This is a genomic window from Streptomyces sp. NPDC058678 (assembly GCF_042714835.1).
Classification (GTDB): domain Bacteria; phylum Actinomycetota; class Actinomycetes; order Streptomycetales; family Streptomycetaceae; genus Streptomyces.
Genome location: NZ_JBHXSG010000003.1, coordinates 139,459 through 162,789, shown reverse-complemented (window position 1 = coordinate 162,789; position 23,331 = coordinate 139,459). Strand labels below are relative to the sequence as shown.

The 23,331-nt window shown below is 70.4% G+C and carries 16 protein-coding genes and 1 pseudogene; 15 read left to right on the top strand and 2 right to left on the bottom strand.

Going from position 1 to position 23,331, the window contains the following annotated elements; translation table 11 throughout:
- From ACFWWR_RS05085 to ACFWWR_RS05050, 8 genes and pseudogenes are all read left to right on the top strand, one after another.
- Nucleotides 1-660: pseudogene (locus ACFWWR_RS05085) on the top strand (hypothetical protein); the annotation flags it as partial.
- A gap of 48 nt (nucleotides 661-708) precedes the next feature.
- Entirely contained in the window at nucleotides 709-1,488 is a 780-nt protein-coding gene (locus ACFWWR_RS05080) for a TIGR03936 family radical SAM-associated protein (protein WP_383870800.1), read from the top strand.
- Between the two features lie 247 nt (nucleotides 1,489-1,735).
- Entirely contained in the window at nucleotides 1,736-5,911 is a 4,176-nt protein-coding gene (locus ACFWWR_RS05075) for an Rne/Rng family ribonuclease (RefSeq protein ID WP_384302021.1), read from the top strand.
- Between the two features lie 216 nt (nucleotides 5,912-6,127).
- The gene (locus ACFWWR_RS05070; RefSeq protein ID WP_383870806.1) at nucleotides 6,128-7,195 is read left to right on the top strand and encodes a glucose-1-phosphate thymidylyltransferase; all 1,068 of its coding nucleotides are present in this window, start codon (nucleotides 6,128-6,130) and stop codon (nucleotides 7,193-7,195) included.
- A complete protein-coding gene (gene rfbB / locus ACFWWR_RS05065; RefSeq protein ID WP_383870809.1) occupies nucleotides 7,192-8,187 on the top strand; it encodes a dTDP-glucose 4,6-dehydratase in 996 nt (331 codons plus the stop codon). Before ACFWWR_RS05070 ends, rfbB begins: the two co-directional genes overlap by 4 nt.
- Nucleotides 8,184-9,074: a dTDP-4-dehydrorhamnose reductase gene (gene rfbD, locus ACFWWR_RS05060; RefSeq protein WP_384302019.1), complete on the top strand. Its 891-nt coding sequence runs from the start codon at nucleotides 8,184-8,186 to the stop codon at nucleotides 9,072-9,074. Before rfbB ends, rfbD begins: the two co-directional genes overlap by 4 nt.
- Before the next feature lie 123 nt (nucleotides 9,075-9,197).
- Nucleotides 9,198-10,643, top strand: a complete 1,446-nt coding sequence (locus ACFWWR_RS05055) for an FG-GAP repeat domain-containing protein (RefSeq protein ID WP_384302017.1) — start codon at nucleotides 9,198-9,200, stop codon at nucleotides 10,641-10,643.
- Nucleotides 10,644-10,770: 127 nt separating this feature from the next.
- Nucleotides 10,771-11,565, top strand: a complete 795-nt coding sequence (locus tag ACFWWR_RS05050) for a class I SAM-dependent methyltransferase (RefSeq protein ID WP_383870817.1) — start codon at nucleotides 10,771-10,773, stop codon at nucleotides 11,563-11,565.
- Nucleotides 11,566-11,647: 82 nt separating this feature from the next.
- Here the strand turns inward: ACFWWR_RS05050 and rfbC are convergent, their stop codons facing one another.
- The gene (gene rfbC, locus ACFWWR_RS05045) at nucleotides 11,648-12,241 is read right to left on the bottom strand and encodes a dTDP-4-dehydrorhamnose 3,5-epimerase (protein ID WP_384302015.1); all 594 of its coding nucleotides are present in this window, start codon (nucleotides 12,239-12,241) and stop codon (nucleotides 11,648-11,650) included.
- Nucleotides 12,242-12,311: 70 nt separating this feature from the next.
- Complete coding sequence (locus tag ACFWWR_RS05040) at nucleotides 12,312-14,342, bottom strand: glycosyltransferase family 2 protein (protein ID WP_383870823.1); 2,031 nt, start codon at nucleotides 14,340-14,342, stop codon at nucleotides 12,312-12,314.
- Nucleotides 14,343-14,701: 359 nt separating this feature from the next.
- Here ACFWWR_RS05040 and rplU point away from each other — a divergent pair, with 359 nt between their 5' ends.
- The 7 genes from rplU to ACFWWR_RS05005 all read left to right on the top strand — a co-directional run bounded on the left by rplU (nucleotide 14,702) and on the right by ACFWWR_RS05005 (nucleotide 23,193).
- A complete protein-coding gene (rplU, locus tag ACFWWR_RS05035; protein WP_007381993.1) occupies nucleotides 14,702-15,022 on the top strand; it encodes a 50S ribosomal protein L21 in 321 nt (106 codons plus the stop codon).
- Between the two features lie 14 nt (nucleotides 15,023-15,036).
- Nucleotides 15,037-15,291, top strand: coding sequence for a 50S ribosomal protein L27 (gene rpmA, locus ACFWWR_RS05030; RefSeq protein WP_020940020.1), 255 nt, complete (start codon nucleotides 15,037-15,039; stop codon nucleotides 15,289-15,291).
- Between the two features lie 114 nt (nucleotides 15,292-15,405).
- Entirely contained in the window at nucleotides 15,406-16,842 is a 1,437-nt protein-coding gene (obgE, locus tag ACFWWR_RS05025; protein WP_383870827.1) for a GTPase ObgE, read from the top strand.
- 124 nt (nucleotides 16,843-16,966) lie between these two features.
- Nucleotides 16,967-18,451: an FG-GAP-like repeat-containing protein gene (locus ACFWWR_RS05020; RefSeq protein ID WP_384302013.1), complete on the top strand. Its 1,485-nt coding sequence runs from the start codon at nucleotides 16,967-16,969 to the stop codon at nucleotides 18,449-18,451.
- A 204-nt stretch (nucleotides 18,452-18,655) separates the two neighbouring features.
- Nucleotides 18,656-20,206: an alkaline phosphatase D family protein gene (locus ACFWWR_RS05015; protein ID WP_384302011.1), complete on the top strand. Its 1,551-nt coding sequence runs from the start codon at nucleotides 18,656-18,658 to the stop codon at nucleotides 20,204-20,206.
- 113 nt (nucleotides 20,207-20,319) lie between these two features.
- Nucleotides 20,320-21,510 carry a hypothetical protein gene (locus tag ACFWWR_RS05010; protein ID WP_384302009.1) on the top strand — a complete coding sequence of 397 codons (1,191 nt, stop codon included), beginning with the start codon at nucleotides 20,320-20,322 and terminating at the stop codon, nucleotides 21,508-21,510.
- Nucleotides 21,511-21,693: 183 nt separating this feature from the next.
- Nucleotides 21,694-23,193 (top strand): SDR family NAD(P)-dependent oxidoreductase, encoded by a 1,500-nt coding sequence (locus ACFWWR_RS05005; protein ID WP_383870839.1) that lies wholly within the window; start codon nucleotides 21,694-21,696, stop codon nucleotides 23,191-23,193.
- Nucleotides 23,194-23,331 lie beyond the last annotated feature (138 nt).

Genomic DNA, 23,331 nt, shown 5'->3' with positions numbered 1-23,331 from the left:
TGCCTGCGCATGATCGTCACCGGTGTCGGGGTGGCCCTCTACTGGATCACCCGGGTCCTTTTCGTCCTGCCCGTGCTCGCCCTGTGGCGCTGGATTCTCGTACCCGTCGGGCGGGCGATCGCCTGGTGTGCAGGCGGGCTCGTGTGGTGCCTGCGCATGATCGTCACCGGTGTCGGGGTGGCCCTCTACTGGATCACCCGGGTCCTTTTCGTCCTGCCCGTGCTCGCCCTGTGGCGCTGGATCCTCGTGCCCGTCGGGCGCGTGCTCGCCGTCGTCGGGCGGGAGATCGGCGTGGCGCTGGGGCACGCCTGGCGGATAGCGGGGTATGTCTCGCTCGCCGTCGGGCGGTTCCTCGGGACCCTCTTCCGGTGGATCTTCGTGGAGCCCGTGCGCTGGGTGTACCGGACGGTGCTGACGCCGGTCGGGCACGTCGTCCGGGACATGGTGCTGCGGCCCGTCGCCGAGGCCGCGCGCAGTGTGGGGCAGGCCACCCGGCAGGCCCTCGCCGCCGCCCGCCAGTCCGTGCGGCAGGCGCGCGCCGACTTCCGGCGGATGGTCTTCGGGGAGCCGAGTCGGCCGCAGGTGGTGGACCGGCGGGAACCTGTGGGCGGCGAGACACGTACTCTTGGTAGTAGTACGACCGCTCTCACGAAGGACTGAACGACACTGGGCAAGCGACAGCCCGAAGGCCCGCCGCCCGCACCCGCGGTGCAGCGCATCCGACTGCGCTACACCAAGCGCGGCCGCCTCCGGTTCACCAGCCACCGTGACTTCCAGCGCGCCTTCGAGCGTGCGCTGCGCCGTGCCGAGGTGCCGATGGCGTACTCGGCGGGGTTCACACCGCACCCGAAGGTGTCGTACGCCAATGCCGCACCCACCGGCACGGGCAGTGAGGCGGAGTTTCTCGAGATCGCGCTCACCGAAGCGCGCGACCCGGAGAAGCTCAGGGTTCTGCTCGACGAGTCGCTGCCCACAGGGCTCGACATCATCGACGCCGTCGAGGCCCGGACCCCCGGGCTCGCCGACCGGCTCACGGCTTCCGTGTGGGAGCTGCGGCTGGACGGGGCGGACCCGACCGAGGTCGAGCGCGCGGTGGCGGCCTTCAACGCCGCCGAGTTCGTCGAGGTCCAGCGCCGGACCAAGAACGGCGTACGGACCTTCGACGCCCGCCCGGCGGTCGCGCACCTTGAAACGCACGGTCCGCAGGCCGATAGGCCGACCGACCAGCCCTGTGCGATACTGCGGCTGGTTGTTCGGCACGTGACGCCTGCCGTACGACCCGACGACGTCCTGTCCGGTCTCCGCGCCGTGGCCGACCTGGCGCCGCCGGTCCCCGCAGCGGTGACCAGGCTGGCGCAGGGGCTGTTCGATGAAGAGACCGGCACGGTGACCGACCCGCTCGCACCCGACCGCGAGGCAGCGGCGGCCCTCTCGACGGCCGCTGCGGCTGCCGCCGCGACGGAGCTGGTGCCGGAAGGTTCCGCGTAGGGACGCACGTCGTAAGCGCCGCCCTGGTACTCGGGAGCCACCTGGGTCGGGCAGCGCACTTACCACAAGACTTTCGCCAGGCCGTACGCATTCGGCGTACGGAACCGGCGAGACAGGACACAGAGAGCTCCCGTGCGGCGCCCGCGCCCCGGACGGCGGCACCGCGCAACGCGCGAGCCGCGGACGTCACCGGCATCATCGCCGGACCAGGCGCGGCGCCCGGGAGCCTGACGGGAGATATGCCCGCATGCTCGAACCGACCGAACCCACTGAGGGTTCCGAACCCAACACCCCCAGCGACACCCTGCCGCCGCGTCGTCGGCGCCGGGCCGCTTCCCGCCCGGCGGGTCCGCCGGGCGCCTCGTCAGAGGCTCCGGAGGAGACCGTCGCGCCGGCCGTGGCGGCCGCTGAGGCCGAGGACCTCGTCACCGACGAGGAAGAGCTCGCCGTAAGCGCCGAGACGGCTCAGGCCGAGGAGGTCGCCGAGGCTGTCGAGAGCCCTGCGGCCGAAGAGACCACGCCCGCTCCTCGTGCGCGGCGTCGTGCCACGCGCCGGGTGTCCGCACCCGCCGGGGCTTCCGCCGCTGTCGAGGCCGCGGAGACCGTCGTACCTGTGAGCGCTACCGGTGACGCCGGTGCGCAGGAAGTCGCCGAGGCTGTCGAGAGCCCTGCGGCCGAAGAGACCTCGCCCGCTCCTCGAGCGCGGCGTCGTGCCACCCGCCGGGTGTCCGCACCCGGCGGGGCTCCTGCCGCCGGTGAGGTCGCCGAGGTCGCCGAGACCGTTGTGCCCCCCGCCACCGAGACCGTCGCCGAGAGCGCCGCGGCCGAGGCTACGGCCGAGGCGCCCGCCGGTCGCACCACGCGGCGCCGTGCCACCCGCCGTGCCTCCGCGCCCGCCGGGGCGCCGAAGACCGACGAGGCCGCCGGGACGCTGGAGGCCGCACAGGCCGTCGAGACGGCCGAGGCCGTCGGCGAGCCGGTGGACCTCCCCACCGACACCGCTGCCGCGACCGCCGAGCAGCCCGCGACCGATGAGGACGCCGCTCCGCGGCGCTCGCGTCGGCGTGCCACGCGCCGGGTGACCACGCCCGCCGGTACCGACTCCGAGTCGGCCGAGGAGGCCGTGGTGACGAGCACTCCCGAGCCCGAGGTTCCCGCCGCCGAGAGCGAGCGCGCCGAAGCCGCGCAGGCTCCCGCTGCCGAGGAGACCGCCGAGGACGCCTCCCCGCGTCGACGTCGTCGCGTCGCCCGCAAGGCCGCCACCGGCTTCGCCGCGCCCGCGCAGCCCGTCGGCGGCGCGGACGACAAGGCTCCGCGCCGGCCGTCGCGGCCCGCCGTCGCCGTGTTCCAGGCGCCCGTCTTCACCGAGCCGCAGTTCCAGACGCCGCAGCGGGCCGCCGCCGCGGCGGCTGCCGAGGCCGAGACCGAGGCGGAGCCCGAGGTCCAGCCCGAGGCGGTCGAGGCGGCCGAGGTGGTCGAGGAGACCGCCGAGGAGCAGGGCGGCCGTCGCCGTCGCCGTCGCCGGGGCTCCGCCCCCGCGCAGGAGCCCGAGGCCCAGGCCCCGCAGGCCGCCGAGACCGTCGTGGAGGAAGAGCCGGACGAGGCCGAGGAGGCCGACGACGCCACCGAGGGTGACGAGGCCGAGGAGACCGGTTCGCGCCGTCGCCGTCGCCGGGGCGGCCGTCGCCGTCGCCGGGGCGACCTGGCCGACTCCGAGTCGGGCGAGGGCCAGGAGGACGGCGACGAGTACGCCGACGAGCAGGCCGCGCAGGACACCGAGGACACCGCCGAGCAGCAGGACGAGGACGCCGAGGACGCGGACGACCGCGAGGACTCCGGCGGCTCCAGCAGCAGCCGGCGTCGTCGGCGTCGTCGCCGGCGTGCCGGTGACTCCTCCACGGAAGCCGAGCCCACCGACGGCGACCCCGAGCGCACCGTCGTCAAGGTCCGCGAGCCCCGCAAGCCCGCCGAGCCGTCCGACGAGGTGCAGTCCATCAAGGGCTCGACCCGTCTGGAGGCCAAGAAGCAGCGCCGCCGGGAAGGCCGTGAGCAGGGCCGCCGACGCGTTCCGATCATCACCGAGGCGGAGTTCCTGGCCCGTCGCGAGGCTGTCGAGCGGGTGATGGTCGTCCGGCAGTACGGCGACCGTACGCAGATCGGCGTCCTGGAGGACGGCGTGCTCGTCGAGCACTACGTCAACAAGGAGCAGTCGACCTCGTACGTCGGCAACGTCTACCTCGGCAAGGTGCAGAACGTGCTGCCGTCGATGGAGGCCGCCTTCATCGACATCGGCAAGGGCCGCAACGCCGTGCTGTACGCCGGTGAGGTCAACTTCGAGGCGCTGGGCATGGGCAACGGCCCGCGCCGCATCGAGAGCGCCCTGAAGTCCGGGCAGCCCGTGCTCGTCCAGGTGACGAAGGACCCGATCGGGCACAAGGGCGCGCGGCTGACCAGCCAGGTGTCGCTGCCCGGCCGTTACCTCGTGTACGTGCCCGAGGGCTCGATGACCGGCATCAGCCGCAAGCTGCCCGACACCGAGCGGGCCCGGCTGAAGACCATCCTCAAGAAGATCGTCCCCGAGGACGCGGGCGTGATCGTGCGCACCGCCGCCGAGGGCGCGAGCGAGGACGAGCTGCGCCGGGACGTCGAGCGGCTGCAGGGCCAGTGGGAGGACATCCAGAAGAAGTCGAAGAACGGCGGCAGCTCGAACGCGCCGACGCTGCTCTACGGCGAGCCGGACATGACCGTCCGGGTCGTCCGCGACATCTTCAACGAGGACTTCACCAAGGTCATCGTGAGCGGTGACGACGCGTGGGAGACGATCCACGGATACGTCTCGCACGTCGCGCCGGATCTCGCCGAGCGGCTGCAGAGGTGGACGAGCGAGGTCGACGTCTTCGCCACGTACCGGATCGACGAGCAGCTCGCCAAGGCGCTGGACCGCAAGGTCTGGCTGCCGAGCGGCGGTTCGCTGGTGATCGACCGGACCGAGGCGATGGTCGTCGTCGACGTCAACACCGGCAAGTTCACCGGTCAGGGCGGCAACCTCGAGGAGACGGTCACCAGGAACAACCTGGAGGCGGCCGAGGAGATCGTGCGCCAGCTCAGGCTGCGCGACCTCGGCGGCATCATCGTCATCGACTTCATCGACATGGTGCTGGAATCCAACCGGGATCTGGTGCTGCGGCGTCTGCTCGAGTGCCTGGGCCGCGACCGTACGAAGCACCAGGTCGCCGAGGTCACCTCGCTGGGCCTGGTCCAGATGACCCGCAAGCGGGTGGGCCAGGGGCTGCTGGAGTCGTTCTCCGAGACCTGCGTCCACTGCAACGGCCGTGGCGTCATCGTCCACATGGAGCAGCCGACCTCCGCCGGAGGCGGCGGCAAGCGCCGTAAGCGCGGGCGCGGTGGTGACGGGCACATCCACGAGCACGAGCACGATGCGGCCGTGGAGACGGCTGAGGCCCTGGAGGAGACCGAGGACGAGGTGGCCGCCGAGGTCGCCGAGCCCCTGGCGCTGGCCGAGCCGGAATTCGAGCCGGACGAGGAGCTGTACAGCAGCGTCGCCGAGGCGGAGGCCGCGGCCGGTCGGGGCCGTTCGCGGCGCCGGGCGAGCCGGCGGGCGTCGGCTCCGGCGGGCGCGCCGAACCGGGACGACCGGCGCGGTGAGAGGCGGGACGAGGCCAGGGCCGAGGCTCCGGCCGCGGTGCGCGCCGAGGTTCCCACGGCTCAGGACGTGACGGCCGAGGAAGAGGTCGAGCGTCCGGTGCAGCCGGAGCAGGCCGCCGTCGCGCAGACCGAGCCCGTCGCCGCCGAGGACCCGGTCGTCGAGGCCCCGGTCGCGGAGCCGGTCGCCGAGGAGGCCGCGCCCAAGGGCCGCGTCCGTCGCCGGGCGACCCGCAAGGTGTCCGCGCCGGCGGGTTCGCCGGCGGGGGCCGAGGCGGCCGTCGTGACGGTCGCCGAGAGCGCGCCGACGGCTGAGCCGGCGGCCGAGGAGGCTCCGGCCGCCCCGGCCGAGGCCGCTGCCGAGGCGCCCGCCGAGAGCGCCGCCCCGGCCCGTCCGCGACGCCGTGCCGTGCGCAAGGCCACCGCGTCCACCGCGTCCGAGGAGGCGGCCGTCGTGGTCGTCCCGTCGGCCGCGGAGGAACCGGTTGAGGCTCCTGCCGAAAATGTGGCCGAAAATGTGGCCGATACCGAGTCCGAGGCGGCTGCCGAGGAAGCGGCGCCGGCCAAGAAGACGGCCCGTAAGACGGCCAAGAAGGCCACGGCGAAGAAGGCCGCCACCAAGAAGACGGTGGCCAAGAAGACGGCCGCGAAGAAGACCGTCGCCAAGAAGACGACTGCCAAGAAGGCGACGTCGAAGAAGACGGCGGCGGCCGAGCAGCAGTCGCTCCGGTCCGTCTCGGCACCTGCCGACGAGTCCTGACACCTCGCCGCACGAAGTAAGTGATCCGCCCCGGTCCGACCGGGGCGGATCACTTTTTTTCTGCCGGACCGTGAGCCTCACGTAAGGATCGGGTATGTGAATGGAAGGTGAATCACTCATCCGGCCGCAGGGTTATGATGTGAGCCGAGATTGACGCTAAATTCAGACAAATTGGGATTCTAGTTCCCGTAAGTGCACAGTATTGGGGCGCAATTCGTGAAGGCTCTCGTGCTCTCCGGGGGAGCGGGCACCCGCCTCCGCCCGATCACCCACACCTCGGCCAAGCAGCTGGTACCGGTCGCCAACAAGCCTGTGCTCTTCTACGGCCTGGAGGCGATCGCCGAAGCCGGGATCAGCGAGGTCGGCATCGTCGTCGGCGACACCGCGGACGAGATCCGCGAGGCGGTGGGCGACGGCTCCCTCTTCGGCATCAAGGTCACCTACATCCCCCAGGAAGCGCCGCTGGGCCTCGCCCATGCCGTGCTCATCGCCCAGGACTTCCTCGGCGACGACGACTTCGTCATGTACCTCGGCGACAACTTCATCGTCGGTGGCATCACCGGTCTGGTGGAGGGGTTCCGCAGCGAGCGGCCCGACGCGCAGATCCTGCTGACCAAGGTCCCCAACCCCACCTCCTTCGGCGTCGCGGAACTCGGCGACGACGGCCGTGTGGTGGGCCTGGAGGAGAAGCCGAAGAAGCCCAAGAGCGATCTGGCGCTCGTCGGCGTCTATCTCTTCACCCCGGCCATCCACGAGGCCGTCCGCTCCATCGAGCCCTCCTGGCGCGGCGAGCTGGAGATCACGCACGCCATCCAGTGGCTGATCGACGAGAAGCGTGACGTCCGCTCCACCACCATCTCCGGCTACTGGAAGGACACCGGCAACGTCACCGACATGCTGGAGGTCAACCGGTCCGTCCTGGAGACCGTGGAGCCGCTCGACGCGGGCACCGTCGACGAGGCCAGCGAGATCATCGGACGGGTGCGCATCGAGGAGGGTGCCCGGGTCAGTGGCAGCCGGATCGTCGGACCTGCCATCATCGGTGCCGGCACGGTGGTCAACGACGCGTACATCGGCCCGTTCACGTCCGTCTCCGAGGACTGCCGGATCGAGGACAGCGAAATCGAGTACTCCATCGTGCTGCGCGGCTCCTCCGTGACCGGCGTGCGCCGGGTGGAGGCCTCGCTCATCGGGCGTGACGTCGAGGTGACGCCCGCCCCCCGTAACCCCAAGGCCCACCGGCTCGTGCTCGGTGATCACAGCAAGGTGCAGATCTCTTCATGACGACCCCCGTTACCCGGATCCTGGTGACCGGCGGTGCCGGTTTCATCGGCTCGCACTACGTCCGTACGCTGCTCGGCCCCCAGGGCCCCGGTGATGTCGCGGTCACCGTCCTGGACAAGCTGACGTACGCGGGCAACCCGGCCAACCTCGACGAGGTGCGCGCGCACCCCGGATTCGCCTTCGTGCAGGGCGACATCTGCGACCCGGAGCTCGTCGGCAAGCTGATGGCCGAGCACGACCAGGTCGTGCACTTCGCGGCCGAGTCGCACGTCGACCGTTCCATCGACGGCGGCGCGGAGTTCGTCCGCACCAACGTGGTCGGCACCCACACGCTGATCGACGCGGCGCACCGGGCCGGCATCAAGACCTTCGTGCACATCTCCACCGACGAGGTCTACGGCTCGATCGACGAGGGCTCGTGGCCCGAGACCCACCCGCTGGAGCCCAACTCGCCGTACTCCTCGGCGAAGGCCTCCAGCGACCTGATCGCGCTGTCCTACCACCGCACTCACGGCCTGGACGTCCGCGTCACGCGCTGCTCCAACAACTACGGGCACCACCACTTCCCCGAGAAGGTCATCCCGCTCTTCGTCACCAACCTCCTCGACGGCAAGAAGGTCCCGCTGTACGGCGACGGCGGCAACGTCCGCGACTGGCTGCACATCGACGACCACGTCCAGGGCATCGAGCTGGTCCGCACCAAGGGCCGCGCGGGCGAGGTCTACAACATCGGCGGCGGCACCGAACTCTCCAACAAGGAGCTCACCGGGCTGCTGCTCAAGGCGTGCGGCGCCGACTGGGACACCAGCGTGGAGTACGTCGAGGACCGCAAGGGCCACGACCGCCGCTACTCCGTCGACTGCACGAAGATCCGCGAGGAGCTCGGCTACGAGCCCCGCAAGAGCTTCGAACAGGGCCTGGCGGAGACGGTCCAGTGGTACCGCGAGAACCGGGCCTGGTGGGAGCCGCTGAAGGAGCGGGCGGCGCTGTGACCGACAACAGGACCTGGCTGGTCACCGGCGCGGGCGGCATGCTCGCGCAGGACGTCCTCGCGCGGCTCGCCGCCGCGGGGGTCCCGGCCGTCGCGGCCACCCGCACCGAGCTGGACATCAGCGATCCGGCGTCGGTGGGCGAGGCGCTGGCCGCGCACCGCCCGGCCGTGGTCGTCAACTGCGCCGCCTGGACGGCCGTGGACGACGCCGAGTCCCGCGAGGACGAGGCGCTGCGGATCAACGGCGACGGCCCGCGCAACCTCGCCGAGGCGTGCGCGGAGACCGGGGCGGTGCTCCTGCAGGTGTCCACGGACTACGTGTTCGCCGGTGACGCCGAGAAGCCGTACGCCGAGGACGCGCCCACCGGGCCGCGCAGCGCGTACGGGCGCACCAAGCTGGCGGGCGAGGAGGCCGTCCTCACCGTGCTCCCGGAGACCGGCTACGTGGTGCGCACGGCCTGGCTGTACGGCGCGGGCGGCGGCAACTTCGTCCGTACGATGATCAAGCTGGAGGGCGTCAAGGACACCCTCGACGTGGTCGACGACCAGCGCGGCCAGCCCACCTGGACCGCCGACCTCGCCGACCGTCTGGTCCGCCTCGGGCAGGGCGCCCTCGCGGGTACCGCACCGGCCGGTGTCTACCACGGCACCAGCGACGGCGAGACGACCTGGTTCGGCTTCACGCGGGCCATCTTCGAGCAGCTGGGCGCCGATCCGGAGCGGGTCCGCCCCACCACCAGCGCGGCCTTCGTACGGCCGGCGCCCCGGCCCGCGTACAGCGTGCTGGGCCACGACCGCTGGGCGGCGGCGGGCATCGAGCCGATCCGGGACTGGCGCGAGGCGCTGACCGAGGCGTTTCCCGCGCTGCTCGCGGCCGAGCGGAGCTGATCGGCGCCGATGTGACGACCGCGGTGGCCGGGTCCTGCCTTCGGGCGGGGCCCGGCCACCGGCCTTTCGGGGCTCTTCGTGCGACCCGTGCAACCCAAGGCGAGTCCCGGTGGTCCCACTCTCATGAGGGAAAAGCTTGTCGGCGGCGCGGTCCTGGTTCTCCTGCTGTCCGCGTGCGGGGCGGGCGGATCGGACCCGGAGGACAGTGAGACGCGCCGGGCCCCCGTCCCGTCGGTCTCCGAATCGAGAGGGCCGGGACGGACCCCCGTGCCGTCGGACTCCGAGCCGAGAGGGACCGGACGGGCCGCCGTCCGGTCGGACTTCGACGGGGACGGGTACGGGGATCTCGTCGTCACCGACGGGTCCGCGACCGTCAACGGGAAGTACGCCGCCGGGTATGTGGCCGTGATCCGCGGATCCTCGAAGGGCCCGGTACTCGAAGGGCAACAGGTCGTGACCCAGGACGACCTGGGGCTCGGCAAGGCAGGCGAGGGGGGCGGGTTCGGAAACCGGGGTGTGACCGCCGACCTCGACGGGGACGGGCGAGCCGACTTCGTCACCCAGGCCGGCAGGAGCACGGTCTTCGTCCTCTGGGGAAGCCCCGAGGGGTTGTCCGGAGCGGCCCGGTTGCGGGGCGCCGCCCCTGTCGCCGGTGATTTCGACGGTGACGGGCGGGCGGACCTCGTCGTCACCGGGACCGAGGAGAACACCGCCCAGGTCCTCCTGGGGCCGTTCAGCCGCGAGGGCGCACCACGCCGCACGGTCTCCCTCGACCTGACGCCGAGCGACCCGGAGTACTCCGTCGCGATCCCCTCCGCCGCCGGGGACGTCACGGGGGACGGCAAGGACGACCTCCTGGTCACCTGGGCGTTCCTCGTGGACGAGTCGCCCGTTGCCCGCGCCACCCTCGTGTACCGCGGCGCCGCCGACGGGAAGCTCGTCAAGGGGCCGCGCCTGAAGGACGATCAGGGCAAGGACTTCCACGGCGCGCCGCTCCGGACGGGGGACCTGAACAAGGACGGTTTCGCCGACGTCGTGGCGGGCCTCGCCTGCGAGATGCTCGGCGATCCCATGACCCCGGAGGGCGGCAGCCGCGTGGCCGTCCTGTACGGCGGACCCTCGGGGCCCAGCGAGAAGCTCAAGCCCGCGCGCATCACGGACAGGACACCAGGGCTGCCTGTTCAAGGGCCCTTCTCCTACTGCACGTTCGGCTACGAACCCGCGGTCGGCGACATCGACGGCGACGGATACGCCGATGTGACGTTCTCGGTCGTGGCCGGTACGCCACAGGACGGCGCGAGCAGCCTCGTCCTGCTGAGAGGGAGTGCCCGAGGCCTCACGGTCGAAGGGGCGCAAGCCCTGCCCGGCGGCTCTGCCGCGCTGCTGGACACGAACGGGGACCGAGCGGCCGAGCTCGCCCTCGGGGGCCCGGGAGAGGGCGAGGTCCAGGTGCTGCGCGGTGGGCGGGAGGGGGTCGGACTCACTCCGGCGCTGGTCGTCAAGGAGGCCGATCTCGATCTCGGACCGGGGATATCGAGCGACGGAAGGCGCTTCGGGTGGGTCGGATGAGACCCGGTTTGCTACCGGTGAGTACGTAAACCTCCAGTGAACTTCCGAGAAAGCTTACGCCAGAGCCTTTGAATGAGTAACTTCGCCGGAAACAAGAACAGCCGGAACCCCTCGAAAGGCCGCTTCAGTGGACCGTCATGAACTCCTGCGTGGACTGCACCGTATCTACCGGCCGCGAAACTACCTGGAGATCGGCGTCAATGACGGCCGCAGCCTGGCACTTTCGCGCGTCGCCTCCGTCGCGATCGACCCGGCCTTCAAGGTCGTGACGTCGATCAGCTGCGACGTCCACCTGGTCCAGTCGACCAGTGACGACTTCTTCGCCCGCAAGGACCCGCTGGTGCACCTGCGCCGGGGCCGTAACCCCTTTCGCGCCCTCGCCCGCCGTGACCCGCTGGGCATGCTCGGCGGCGACCCCACGCTGGAGCTGTCGTTCATCGACGGCATGCACCTCTTCGAGTACGCGCTGCGCGACTTCATGAACGTGGAGAAGCACTCCCGCTGGTCGAGCGTGATCGTGCTCGACGACATGCTGCCGCGCGACGTCGACGAGGCGGCCCGCGACCGGCACACCAAGTTCTGGACGGGCGACGTCTACAAGCTGGTGACCGTCCTGCGGAAGTACCGCCCCGATCTGACGGTGCTCGAGATCGACACCGCGCCGACCGGTGTCGCCGTGGTCTTCGGGGCCGACCCGCAGAACACGGTGCTCAAGCAGAAGTACGACGAGATCATCAAGGAGTACGTCGTCCCGGACCCGCAGGCGGTCCCCGAAGAGGTCCTCGTGCGCAAGCACGCCGTGCAGCCCGAAGCGCTGCTGGGGGCCGACTTCTGGCCGGCCCTGGTCAAGGCCCGGAACCTGCGCCGCCCGCGCGCGGGCTTCGAGAAGCTGCGCGGCCAGATCGCGGCACTGGGCGGCTGAACGACAGCAGGCACTGGGCCGCTGAACGGCACAGCAAGAGGGGCCTCGCGGACAGCTCCGCGAGGCCCCCTCTTCGTTGCTCTCAGGCGCGCAGCCGCGCCGCGTACGCCTGGCAGGCCTCGTACGACGGCAGCAGGCCCTGGGCCTCGGCCTCGGCGAGGGTCGGTGCCGCGGAGTCCTTCTCGGACAGGACCGGCGTCAGGCCCGACGGCCACTCGATGCCCAGCTCGGGGTCGAGCGGGTGGATGCCGTGTTCGCGCTGCGGGGCGTACCCCTCGGAACAGAGGTAGACCACGGTCGCGTCGTCGGTCAGCGCCATGAAGGCGTGCCCGAGCCCCTCGGAGAGATAGACGGAGTGGTGGTCCGCGTCGTCCAGTCGCACGGCTTCCCACTGCTTGTACGTGGGGGAGCCGGTGCGGATGTCGACGATGACGTCCAGCACCGCGCCGCGTACGCACTTCACGTACTTGGCCTGGCTGGGCGGCACGTCGGCGAAGTGGATGCCGCGCAGGGTGCCGCGGCTGGAGATCGAACAGTTGGCCTGGGCAAGGCTCAGGCCGTGGCCGGTGGACTCCTCGAAGTCCGCTCCCTTGAACCACTCGTGGAAGCTCCCGCGAGCGTCGGGGAAGACCTTCGGTTCGTGCACCCAGGCGCCCGCGATGCTGAGCTCCCGCATGGTGATCACATCCTTACTGTGGTGCTGTTGCGCTGTGTGCCTGCGATGTGTGTCCGTGGTGGGGCGCCGGTCAGCCCACCAGCTTCGCCGCGAGCCGGCGGAGCTTCTTGCGGGCCGGGGACGGAAGCCTGCGGACGACCGGACCGCCGACGGCGCGCAGCCTGCGCCGGACTGCTGCCTTGCGCCGCCTGCTCAGTTCCGCCTGCACGACCTCGGGATCCACCATGGCGACATCATCGCCGAGACGCAGCCGCCCGCTGCCGTCGACCGTCGCTTCGCAGAGCGCGAGTGCCGGGCTGTTCTCCCCGTCCAGCCTCGCCGAAAGGTTCCAGCGGCCGGAGGGCACGGATGTCGCGCGCTCGGGGAGGGAGATGTGGGCGCGGCCGGCCACATGGCGGACCTCGGCGGGCAGCGCGAACGTACGGCCGTCCGCGGAGCTCAGGACCAGCTCGGTCTTCATCGGCGCGGTCTTCGGCCGGGTGAACACGTCGAGCCGGAGTTCCGGCCGGTTGCCGGGCATCCGCTGCACCGGGCGGTTCTCGAGATACGGCACCAGCTTCTTGCTGCGGCGGCCGACATCGAGGGTGAGATTGCCGTGCGGGTCGGTGAAGTACGGAATGACCGGGCGGGCGGGGGAACCGAGCAGCGCGGGGCGGCAGTCGGCGTCGACGTGCGCCGCGCGGTCGGCACCCAGGCGGGCCTTGCGGACCACGCCGAGACCGCGGACCGGGACCCAGATGTCCCAGAAGCCGCGGGAGACGGGACCGCGGCCCTTGGCGCCCTGCGGGCTTACCTTGCCGGTGCCGTGCAGGACGACCTCGCAGGCCCCGTCACCCAGGTCCTCGACGGTGGAGGTGTATTCCGAGGGGCAGGGCCACTCGACGGCCGTCTCGCGGTTGCGCAGGGACATCTCGGCCTTGAAGCCGTTCAGCTCGTCCGTGACGTCGACCAGTTCGCCGTCCTCCAGCACGCCCTCGGTGAACTCCGGGTGCAGGAAGAGCCGGCCGTCGCGGCGCAGCAGCTTGAGCGGCTCGCCCTTCTCGCCCTGGACCAGCCGGGCGGTGACGCCGACGGACAGCTTGCCGTCGGACTGCCAGGCGACGTCCTCGAGCCGGGCCGTGCCCTTGATGGAGGCGGCGAAGCGGGCGATCCGCACCAGGCCCTGACGGTCGTCGCGGCGCAGCAGCGTGGAGCGGACGCGGCTGAGCGCCCCGAGCCCGTCGTGTACGCCGTCCCCCATGAACTCCTCGGCCAGCGGCCGCACCGCGTCGCACATCTCGTCCAGGTAGGCGGCGTCGTACTTGAGGACGGAGGGCTCGCTGAGCCGGCCGAGCATCTCCACCCGGTAGAAGCGGCGGAGCAGCAGGTCCCGGAATTCTCCGGGCTCGGTGTTGTCGACGACGACGTCGAGTACCTCGCGGAGGTTCCCGTAGTAACCGGACGGGACGATTTTCGCGGAGCCCGCGTTGTTTCCGTCGTCGCGCTTCGAGTAGTAGTAGCAGGTGTAGCTGCCGAGGATGGAGACGACCTTGGCGGGGAAGTACGCCTGCATCATGTACAGCTGGTCCTCCAGGCGCCGCTTGCCCTCGGGATAGGCGATGTTGTTCTCGCGGAGGAATTCCGCGCGGAACATCTTGTGCGGTGTGAGGCTGTCGTACAGCGGTGCGTCCCGGAGGTCGCACTTCTCCCGGTCCACGCGGAAGACGCCGTGCGGGACGCCGCGGAAGTTGCTTGCCACCTTGCCGATGACGATGTCGGAGCCGTTGCGGTGGCCCATGTCGTACATCCGGCGCAGCGCGTCGGAGGCGAGGTAGTCGTCCTGGTCGAGGAACTGGACGTACTCACCCGCGGCCTCGCCCACACCGATGTTCCTGGGTTTTCCGGGCCAGCCGGAATTGGGTATGTGTATCACCCGGAAATGCGGGTGCTCCTTGGCCAGGGCGTCCAGCTCGGCGGGCGTGTCGTCGGTCGAGCCGTCATTCACGAAGAGAACTTCGAATTCATCGGACGGCAGGGTCTGCCTCAACAGCGAGTCAATGCAAGGCTTGATGTACTTACCTGGGTTGTACACCGGGATGATGACGCTCACCTTGGTCGGCATCTGCTGTACCTGTCTCCTGTCGAGAAGCCCTGTGGGGAGTGACCGACGCGTGTACGGCCAGTGGCCGTAGTGTGTATGGCCGGGCTCACAGAGTATCCGCAGGCGTTTCGGGTACACGTAAGGGATTCCCGAGGCGGGGGCGGTGGCCCCCGCCGAGCCGGGCGGGCCCGGTTTGACCAGGCCTGGGGCGGCCCGTAACCTTGACCCTCGGTGTGTCTCCGTACCCACCCACCCCTGAGCACCCACCTCCTGCTCGCCGAGCAGGGGAGGCCGCTCGTCCGCATCCGGATCATCGGGCCCTCGGGTCCGTGTGAACGGCTGGCATCAGGGGGTCCGTCCCGAGTGAGAGAGAGATCCGCGTGTACGCCATCGTGCGCAGCGGTGGTCGCCAGCACAAGGTTGCTGTCGGCGACATCGTTGAGGTTGACAAGATTTCCACTGCCAAGGTTGGCGACACCGTAGAGCTCTCTACGCTGCTCGTTGTCGACGGCGACGCTGTGACCAGCGACCCGTGGGTGCTGGCCGGCATCAAGGTCCAGGCCGAGGTCGTGGACCACCACAAGGGTGTGAAGATCGACATCCTTCGCTACAAGAACAAGACCGGCTACCGCCGTCGTCAGGGCCACCGCCAGCAGTACACGGCGATCAAGGTCACTGAGATCCCCGCGGCTGCGAAGTAAGGGACTGAGGAGAGATGGCACACAAGAAGGGCGCATCGTCCACCCGGAACGGTCGCGACTCCAATGCCCAGCGGCTCGGCGTGAAGCGCTTCGGCGGTCAGGTCGTCAACGCGGGTGAGATCCTGGTCCGCCAGCGCGGCACCCACTTCCACCCCGGCGCGGGCGTCGGCCGTGGCGGCGACGACACGCTGTTCGCGCTGCAGCCCGGCGCGGTGGAGTTCGGTACCCACCGTGGCCGCAAGGTCGTGAACATCGTTCCGGTCGCCTGATCGGAAGCTTTCGCGAGGCGGACCTCACTTCCCTCACGGGAAGCGGGTCCGCCTTTCGCGTGTTACCCCAGAGACAAACCCCTACGTATTTCCAAAGTGCTGGAGGCACCCCCCATGACCACCTTCGTGGACCGCGTCGAGCTGCACGTCGCCGCGGGTAACGGAGGCCACGGCTGTGCCTCCGTACACCGGGAGAAGTTCAAGCCGCTCGGCGGCCCGGACGGCGGCAACGGCGGCCGTGGCGGCGACGTCATCCTGACCGTCGACCAGTCAGTGACCACGCTGCTCGACTACCACCACTCCCCGCACCGCAAGGCCACGAGCGGTAAGCCCGGCGAGGGCGGCAACCGTTCCGGCAAGGACGGCCAGGACCTGGTCCTGCCGGTGCCGGACGGCACCGTCGTCCTCGACCGGGCGGGCAACGTGCTCGCCGACCTGGTCGGCCACGGCACGTCGTACATCGCGGCCCAGGGCGGCCGCGGCGGCCTCGGCAACGCGGCGCTGGCGTCCGCGCGGCGCAAGGCGCCGGGCTTCGCGCTGCTCGGTGTGCCGGGGGGTACGCAGGACATCGTCCTGGAGCTGAAGACCGTCGCGGACGTGGCGCTGGTCGGCTACCCGAGCGCCGGAAAGTCCTCGCTGATCTCCGTGATGTCGGCCGCCAAGCCGAAGATCGCGGACTACCCCTTCACCACGCTGGTGCCGAACCTGGGCGTGGTCACGGCCGGCTCGACCGTCTACACGGTCGCCGACGTGCCGGGCCTCATTCCGGGCGCCAGCCAGGGCAAGGGCCTCGGCCTGGAGTTCCTGCGGCACGTGGAGCGGTGCAGCGTGCTGGTGCACGTGCTGGACACGGCGACGCTGGAGTCCGACCGCGACCCGCTGTCCGACCTCGACATCATCGAGGCGGAGCTGCGGGAGTACGGCGGGCTCGACAACCGGCCGCGGATCGTCGTCCTCAACAAGATCGACGTACCGGACGGCAAGGACCTCGCCGAGATGGTGCGGCCGGACCTGGAGGCTCGGGGCTACCGGGTCTTCGCGGTGTCGGCGGTGGCGCACACCGGGCTGAAGGAGCTGTCGTTCGCCCTGGCGGAGATGATCGGCGCGGCCCGGGCGGCGAAGCCGAAGGAAGAGGCCACCCGGATCGTGATCCGGCCGAAGGCCGTCGACGACGCGGGCTTCACCGTGACGCCCGAGGAGGACGGCCTGTTCCGGGTGCGCGGCGAGAAGCCCGAGCGCTGGGTACGGCAGACCGACTTCAGCAACGACGAAGCCGTGGGCTATCTCGCGGACCGGCTCAACCGCCTCGGTGTGGAAGCCGAGTTGATGAAGGCGGGGGCTCGTTCCGGTGACGGCGTCGCCATCGGACCCGAGGACAACGCGGTCGTCTTCGACTGGGAGCCCACCGTCATGGCGGGCGCCGAGATGCTCGGCCGACGGGGCGAGGACCACCGCTTCGAGGCACCGCGGCCCGCGGCGCAGCGGCGTCGGGACAAGCAGGCGGAGCACGACGAGGCGGCGCAGGAGTTCGACGACTTCGAGCCGTTCTAGTCGCTCACGCGATCCGCGGCCCGCGTGAACCACAGATGAAGGCGTGGCACAGGCAGGGCAACCAACGGCTGCTCCGGCGAGTCGTACCGGGTAATCAACAACCCGTTCGATTCCCGGAGTAGCCGTGCCCCAGCCCCAGTCACGCAGCCTGCGTCGAACCGTTGTTGTCGCGCTCGCCCTGCTCGCCGCCACCGGCACCGCCCTCCCGACGGCCCAGGCCGGCCCCGCCGCCACCGAGTCGCGGGACGACTTCAACGGCGACGGCTACGCGGACCTCGCGGTGGCCGCGCCCGCGGCCACCGTCGGCGGGAAGACGAAGGCCGGTTACGTGGCCGTGCTGTACGGATCGGCGAAGGGCCTGACCACCGCGTCCAAGCAGGTCTTCAGCCAGAACACCGCCGGCATCCCGGGCGCCGCCGAGACCGGCGACGAGTTCGGCAGCGCGCTCGCCACCGCCGACTTCGACCGGGACGGGTACGCGGATCTGGTCGTCGGCGTCGCCGGCGAGGACACGGCGGACGGGGGCGTCGACTCCGGCTATGTACAGGTCGTCTGGGGCGGCGCCCGGGGTCTGTCGGAGGGCTCCTCGCTGGTCACGAGCAGCGATGCCGCACACGGCAGGCTCGGCAGCAGCGGGAGGCTGACCGTCGGCGATGTCGACGGCGACGGGGCGTCCGACGTGGTGGCCGTGGCGAACGACTGGCGACTGCGGGTCGTCAAGGGTCCCTTCGGGCGGGACGGCGCCTCGCACGGCGGGGAGCAGTTCGCCGGGATCGACGACTCCGACCCCCGCGTCCTGGACCTGGCCGCCGGTGACGTGAACGGCGACGGCGTCGACGACATCGTGGCGACCACGAACCAGGGCGACGAGTACGACTTCCGCCGTATCGCGTACTGGCAGGGCACCCCGGACGGGCTCACGCAGCCGTCCCTGGTCGTCGACGGCGACGGCCACTGGCTGCAGGGCGGCGAGTCGGTCGACCTCGGTGACGTGAACGGGGACGGGTACGACGACATCGTCGTGAGCCGCCTCGACGGCTACGACAGCGACCTCGTCACCCCGCTCGCCAAGGGCGGCCGGGTCGCCGTCGTCCCCGGTACCGCGTCCGGCCCCGACGGCACGCGGCCGACGTACCTCAACCAGGACAGTGCCGGAGTGCCGGGCGCCGCCGAACTCGGGGACTTCTTCGGCTCCGACGTCTCGGTGGCCGACGTCAACGGTGACGGCTACGACGACGTCGCGGCGGGCGTGCCCGGCGAGGACTTCGGCGGGCTGTACAACGCCGGGAGCTTCGTCGTCCTGCGCGGCGGCGCCAAGGGCCTGACCGGCACCGGCGCCCAGGTATTCAGCCAGAACACGGCGGGCGTGCCGGGTGCGGCCGAGAGCTCCGACCGCTTCGGCCTGACCGGGCACTTCGTGGACGCCGACCGCGACGGCCGTGCCGAACTGGCCGTCGGCGCACCGTGGGAGAACGCGAAGGCCGGTTCGGTGTGGGTGTTCCGGTCCACCGCGTCCGGGATCACGCCGACGGGCTCGTTCACCTTCGGTGCCGGCACCCTCGGTACCGTCGCGGCGAATGCGAAGCTCGGCTCCGGGTTTTCCTACTGACCAGCCGTCCTGCTTCTGTCGACTGACGACCCGTAAGTCCCGTCACGCCGAACTCGCGTTCATGGTGTGCTTCCCGTGTCGCAACGGGTCTCCTGTTGTCCCGCTATTTGTCATGCTCGCGAACCCTGAGGTTCAGTGGGCGGACCGCCCGCGGGCGTGAGCTTCCCCTGTCGAAGAGACAAGCGAGGCAGGGGAGTTCGCCCGATGACCGGAGCAGTATCGCCCGACCGACGCCGCTTTCTGACCGCCGGCGCCGCCGTGCTCGGCGCCGCGGCCTCCGCCCAGCTGTGGCTGCCGAGCACCGCCCGGGCGGCCGAAACCCCGCTGCCCGACGGCGTGTTCAGCCTCGGCGTGGCGTCCGGCGACCCGCTGCCGGACGGCATCGTGCTGTGGACGCGGCTCGCCCCGGACCCGCTGAACGGCGGCGGCATGCCCGACACCGTGGTGCCGGTGCAGTGGGAGCTCGCCGAGGACGAGCGGTTCAGAAAGGTCGCCCGCCGGGGCACCGCCCAGGCGCAGCCCGCATACGGGCACAGCGTTCATGTCGATGTACGGGGACTGCGCCCGGACCGCACGTACTGGTACCGCTTCCGCACCGGCGGACAGCTCTCCCGCACCGGCCGCACCCGCACCGCCCCCGCCCGGCACAGTTCCGGCGGCAACCTGAGGATCGCGCTCGCCTCCTGCCAGAACTGGCAGCACGGCTACTTCACGCCCTACGCCGACATGCTGGCCCAGGATCCCGACGTGGTCCTCTTCGTCGGCGACTACATCTATGAGTCGACGCCGTCGGCGACGGCCGTACGACGTCACGAGGGCACCGGTGAGCCGTACAGCCTCACCCAGTACCGCAACCGGTACGCCCAGTACCGCACCGACCCCGACCTCGCGGCGATGCACGCGAACGCCCCCTTCGTGGTCACCTTCGACGACCACGAGGTCGACAACGACTTCGCCGGCGAGATCCCCCAGGACCCGGACAAGCAGACCCACGACGCGTTCGTGGCCCGGCTGACCGCGGCCTACCAGGCGTACTACGAGCACATGCCGGTGCGTGCGACGGCGGTACCGAACGGCCCGCACATCCGGATGCACCGCCGCCTGGAGTTCGGGCGGCTGGCCCGGCTCAACGTGCTGGACACCCGGCAGTTCCGCAGCGACCAGGCCACCAGCCAGGCCGGCGCCCAGGACCCGTCGCTGACCATGCTCGGCGCCGGCCAGAAGCAGTGGCTGCTCGACGGACTGCGCGACTCGCCCGCCCGCTGGAACCTGATCGCCTCGCAGATCATGATGGCCGAGACCGACCTCAAGGTCGGCGAGGGCAAGCTCTGGTTCTACGACGCCTGGGACGGCTACCAGGCCGAACGCAACGCGTTCCTGAAGGAGTTCAGGAGCGTGCGCAACCCGGTCGTGCTCACCGGCGACCGGCACCTGACGATGATCAGCGACCTGAAGGAGGACTTCGCGAACCCGGACTCCGCGGTCGTCGGCGCCGAGTTCGTGGGCACCTCCGTCTCCAGCAACGGTGACCAGGACCAGGCCGCCTTCCACAAGGAGTGGGACCCGCGCCTGCCGGACAACCCGCACTGGAAGCTGCTCGACGCCCACCGCGGCTACCACCTGCTCGACGTCCGCCGCGACGGCATCGACGCGCAGGTGAGGATCGTGGACACGGTGGTGAGGCCGCAGGCCACCCCCAGCACGCTGGCCAAGCTGCGGGTCGACGCGGGCAGGCCCGGTGTCCGGCTGGTGTGACAGCCGCATGTGACCAGGCCGTATGAAGCCTGTGCGACGGGAGCCTGGGACTCATCCGGGTCCCAGGTCTCTCTCAGCGCAGTCTCAGGAAGCTCTCTTACCGTCCTCTGACCATGGAGACGGACTGTACGAGACACGACGATCCGGTGAACACCGGGACCCTCCCGCTGCCCGCCGGCACCCGGCTGCTGCACATAGGCCCGCACAAAACCGGCACGACCTCGATCCAGGGGGCGCTGTTCGCGGCGAAGGACGCGATGCGCGAGCACGGCGTCGTCTTCCCGGCCACCACCAGGCACCCCATGGAAGCGGCCCTGGCGGCCTGCGCCCGCCCCGGAATGATGGGCAACACCAAGCCCACCGAGCGGCACTGGCAGCGCCTGGTGGACCAGGTGGACGCCACCGGCAGGCGCACCTCGGTGATCAGCAGCGAGTTCTTCGCCGACGCCCCCGACGACGACACCATCGCCCGGGTCGTCGAGGAACTCGGCGGTGACCGGGTGCACGCCCTGATCACGCTGCGTCCGCTGGTGCGGATCATGCCCTCGCAGTGGCAGCAGTACGTGCAGAACGGCCTGCGCATGGGCTACGAGGACTGGCTGGAGCACATGCTCAGGAAGGCCCCGTACGAGAAGCCCAACCCCAGCTTCTGGCGCCGCCACCGGCACGACCGGCTGGTGGAGCGCTGGGCCCGGGTGACCGGCCCGGAGCGGATCACCGTGGTCGTGGTCGACGACCGTGACCGGGGCGGCCTGCTGCGCACCTTCGAGCAGCTCCTCGGACTGCCCGCGAATCTTCTGCAGCCGGTTCCGGACGCGGCCAACCGTTCTCTTACCCTCGCCGAGACCGAAATGCTGCGGAATCTTAATGTGGAATTCCGCGGCAATGGACTCCCGGACGAGCTCTATTCACAGCTCGTCCGATACGGCGCCGTGATGCACATGAAGAACACGTGCACTCCCGGCCCCGAAGGCGTGAAGATCAAAACGCCCCGGTGGGCCGTCGAGGCCGCCGCCGGGATCGGCGCCGAGATGGCGGAGCGGATCAACCGCATGGGCGTACGAGTCCTCGGCGATCCCGCCCTGCTGTCCGCCGTGCCCGAGCCCGCCGGGGAGGCGCCCGCGGAGCCGCTGATCGCGCCCGAGGTGGCGGCCCAGGCGCTCTACGGCGTGCTCGCCGCAGCCGCCGCGGCACCGGTCGGACACACCGCGCCGGCGAAGGCGCGCACGGTTCACCAGACGCCCTCGAAGGAACTCGTGAGGGTGCTCGGGCACCGCTGCCTGAAGCGGCTTCGGCGCCGCTGAGTCCCTGTGTAGTTACTCACAGCAATTCCTCGGAGTCCATGGAAAGGTGCCTCTCTATCACCAGGAGTGCAAGGTGAATCACAGGTTGCGCGCACATATGCGGTGGACGGCGCTCACCTTGCACTGCGGTAACCCCAAGTGGGACCATTTCCACGTTCCCTGTCGTCCCGAGGTAGGTCACCTGTGTCCCAGCACTTCGCCAAGCCCCGTACCACCGCAGTGATCCTGGCCGGTGGCACCGGCCAGCGTGTGGGTCTTTCGATCCCCAAGCAGCTGCTGAAGATCGCCGGCAAGGCAGTCATCGAGCACACCCTGACCACTTTCGAGAAGGCCGACTCGATCGACGACATCATCGTGCTGATGGCACCGGGTTACGTGCCCGACATCGAGAAGATCGTCGCCAAGGCCGGGTTCAAGAAGGTCAAGAAGATCATCGAGGGTGGCGCCACCCGGAACGAGACCACCGAGCGCGCCATCGCCGCCCTGGGCGAGGGCCTGGCCGACGGCGAGGACGTGAACGTCCTGTTCCACGACGCCGTACGCCCCCTGCTGTCGCAGCGCGTCATCGACGACTGCGTGACGGCGCTCGAGCGCTTCCAGGCGGTCGACGTCGCCATCCCGTCCGCGGACACCATCATCGTCACGCGGACGCACGGCGACGACGGCGAGTTCATCACCGAGATCCCGGACCGTTCCCGCCTGCGCCGCGGCCAGACCCCGCAGGCCTTCAAGCTGTCCACGATCCGCCGCGCCTACGAGGTCGCCGCCGGCGACCCCAACTTCCAGGCCACGGACGACTGCTCGGTCGTCCTCAAGTACCTGCCGGACGTGCCGATCCACGTCGTCGCGGGCGACGAGTACAACATGAAGGTCACTCAGCCCGTCGACGTCTTCATCGCCGACAAGCTCTTCCAGCTGGCCTCGACGGCCACGCCCGAGCAGAAGAGCGAGGAGCTGTACCGCGAGCTCCTCACCGGCAAGACCGTCGTCGTCTTCGGCGGCTCGTACGGCATCGGCAAGGACATCGCCGAACTCGCCGAGTCCTACGGCTCCAAGGTGTACGCCCTCGGCCGCTCCACCACCGGCACCCACGTCGAGAACCCGGAGGAGGTCGACGACGCGCTGTCCAAGGCGTACGCCGAGACCGGGCGCATCGACTACGTGGTCAACACCGCGGGCGTGCTGCGCATCGGCAAGCTGGCCGAGACCGACAACGCGACCATCGAGGAAGCGCTGAAGGTCAACTACCTGGCCCCGGTGCAGATCGCCCGCTCGTCGTACAAGTACCTCGCCGAGACCAAGGGCCAGCTGCTGCTGTACACCTCCAGCAGCTACACCCGCGGCCGCGCCGAGTACAGCCTCTACTCCTCGACCAAGGCCGCCATGGTGAACCTCACCCAGGCCCTGTCCGACGAATGGGCCGGTGACGGCGTCCGCGTCAACTGCGTCAACCCGGAGCGCACCGCCACGCCGATGCGCACCAAGGCCTTCGGCCAGGAGCCGGCCGGCAGCCTGCTCTCCTCCGAGGCCGTCGCCCGCACCTCGCTCGACGTGCTCCTGTCCGAGCTGACCGGGCACGTCATCGACGTCCGCCAGCAGGACCCGACCGCGTCCGCCGGACAGGCGACGGGTTTCGAGCAGGCGCTGGCCAGTGTCCTGGATCGTCAGGACGGCGTGGCATAATCAACATCAATTAGTCGTCTGTCATTCAGGCCTCTGTGGCTGCCCGTTCGCGGAGCATTCGCAGGGGCCTGAATCCGTAAAATTCCCGGACCGTGCACAAGCTTTTTTCCGGATTTTTTCGACTTTCACAAACCGGCC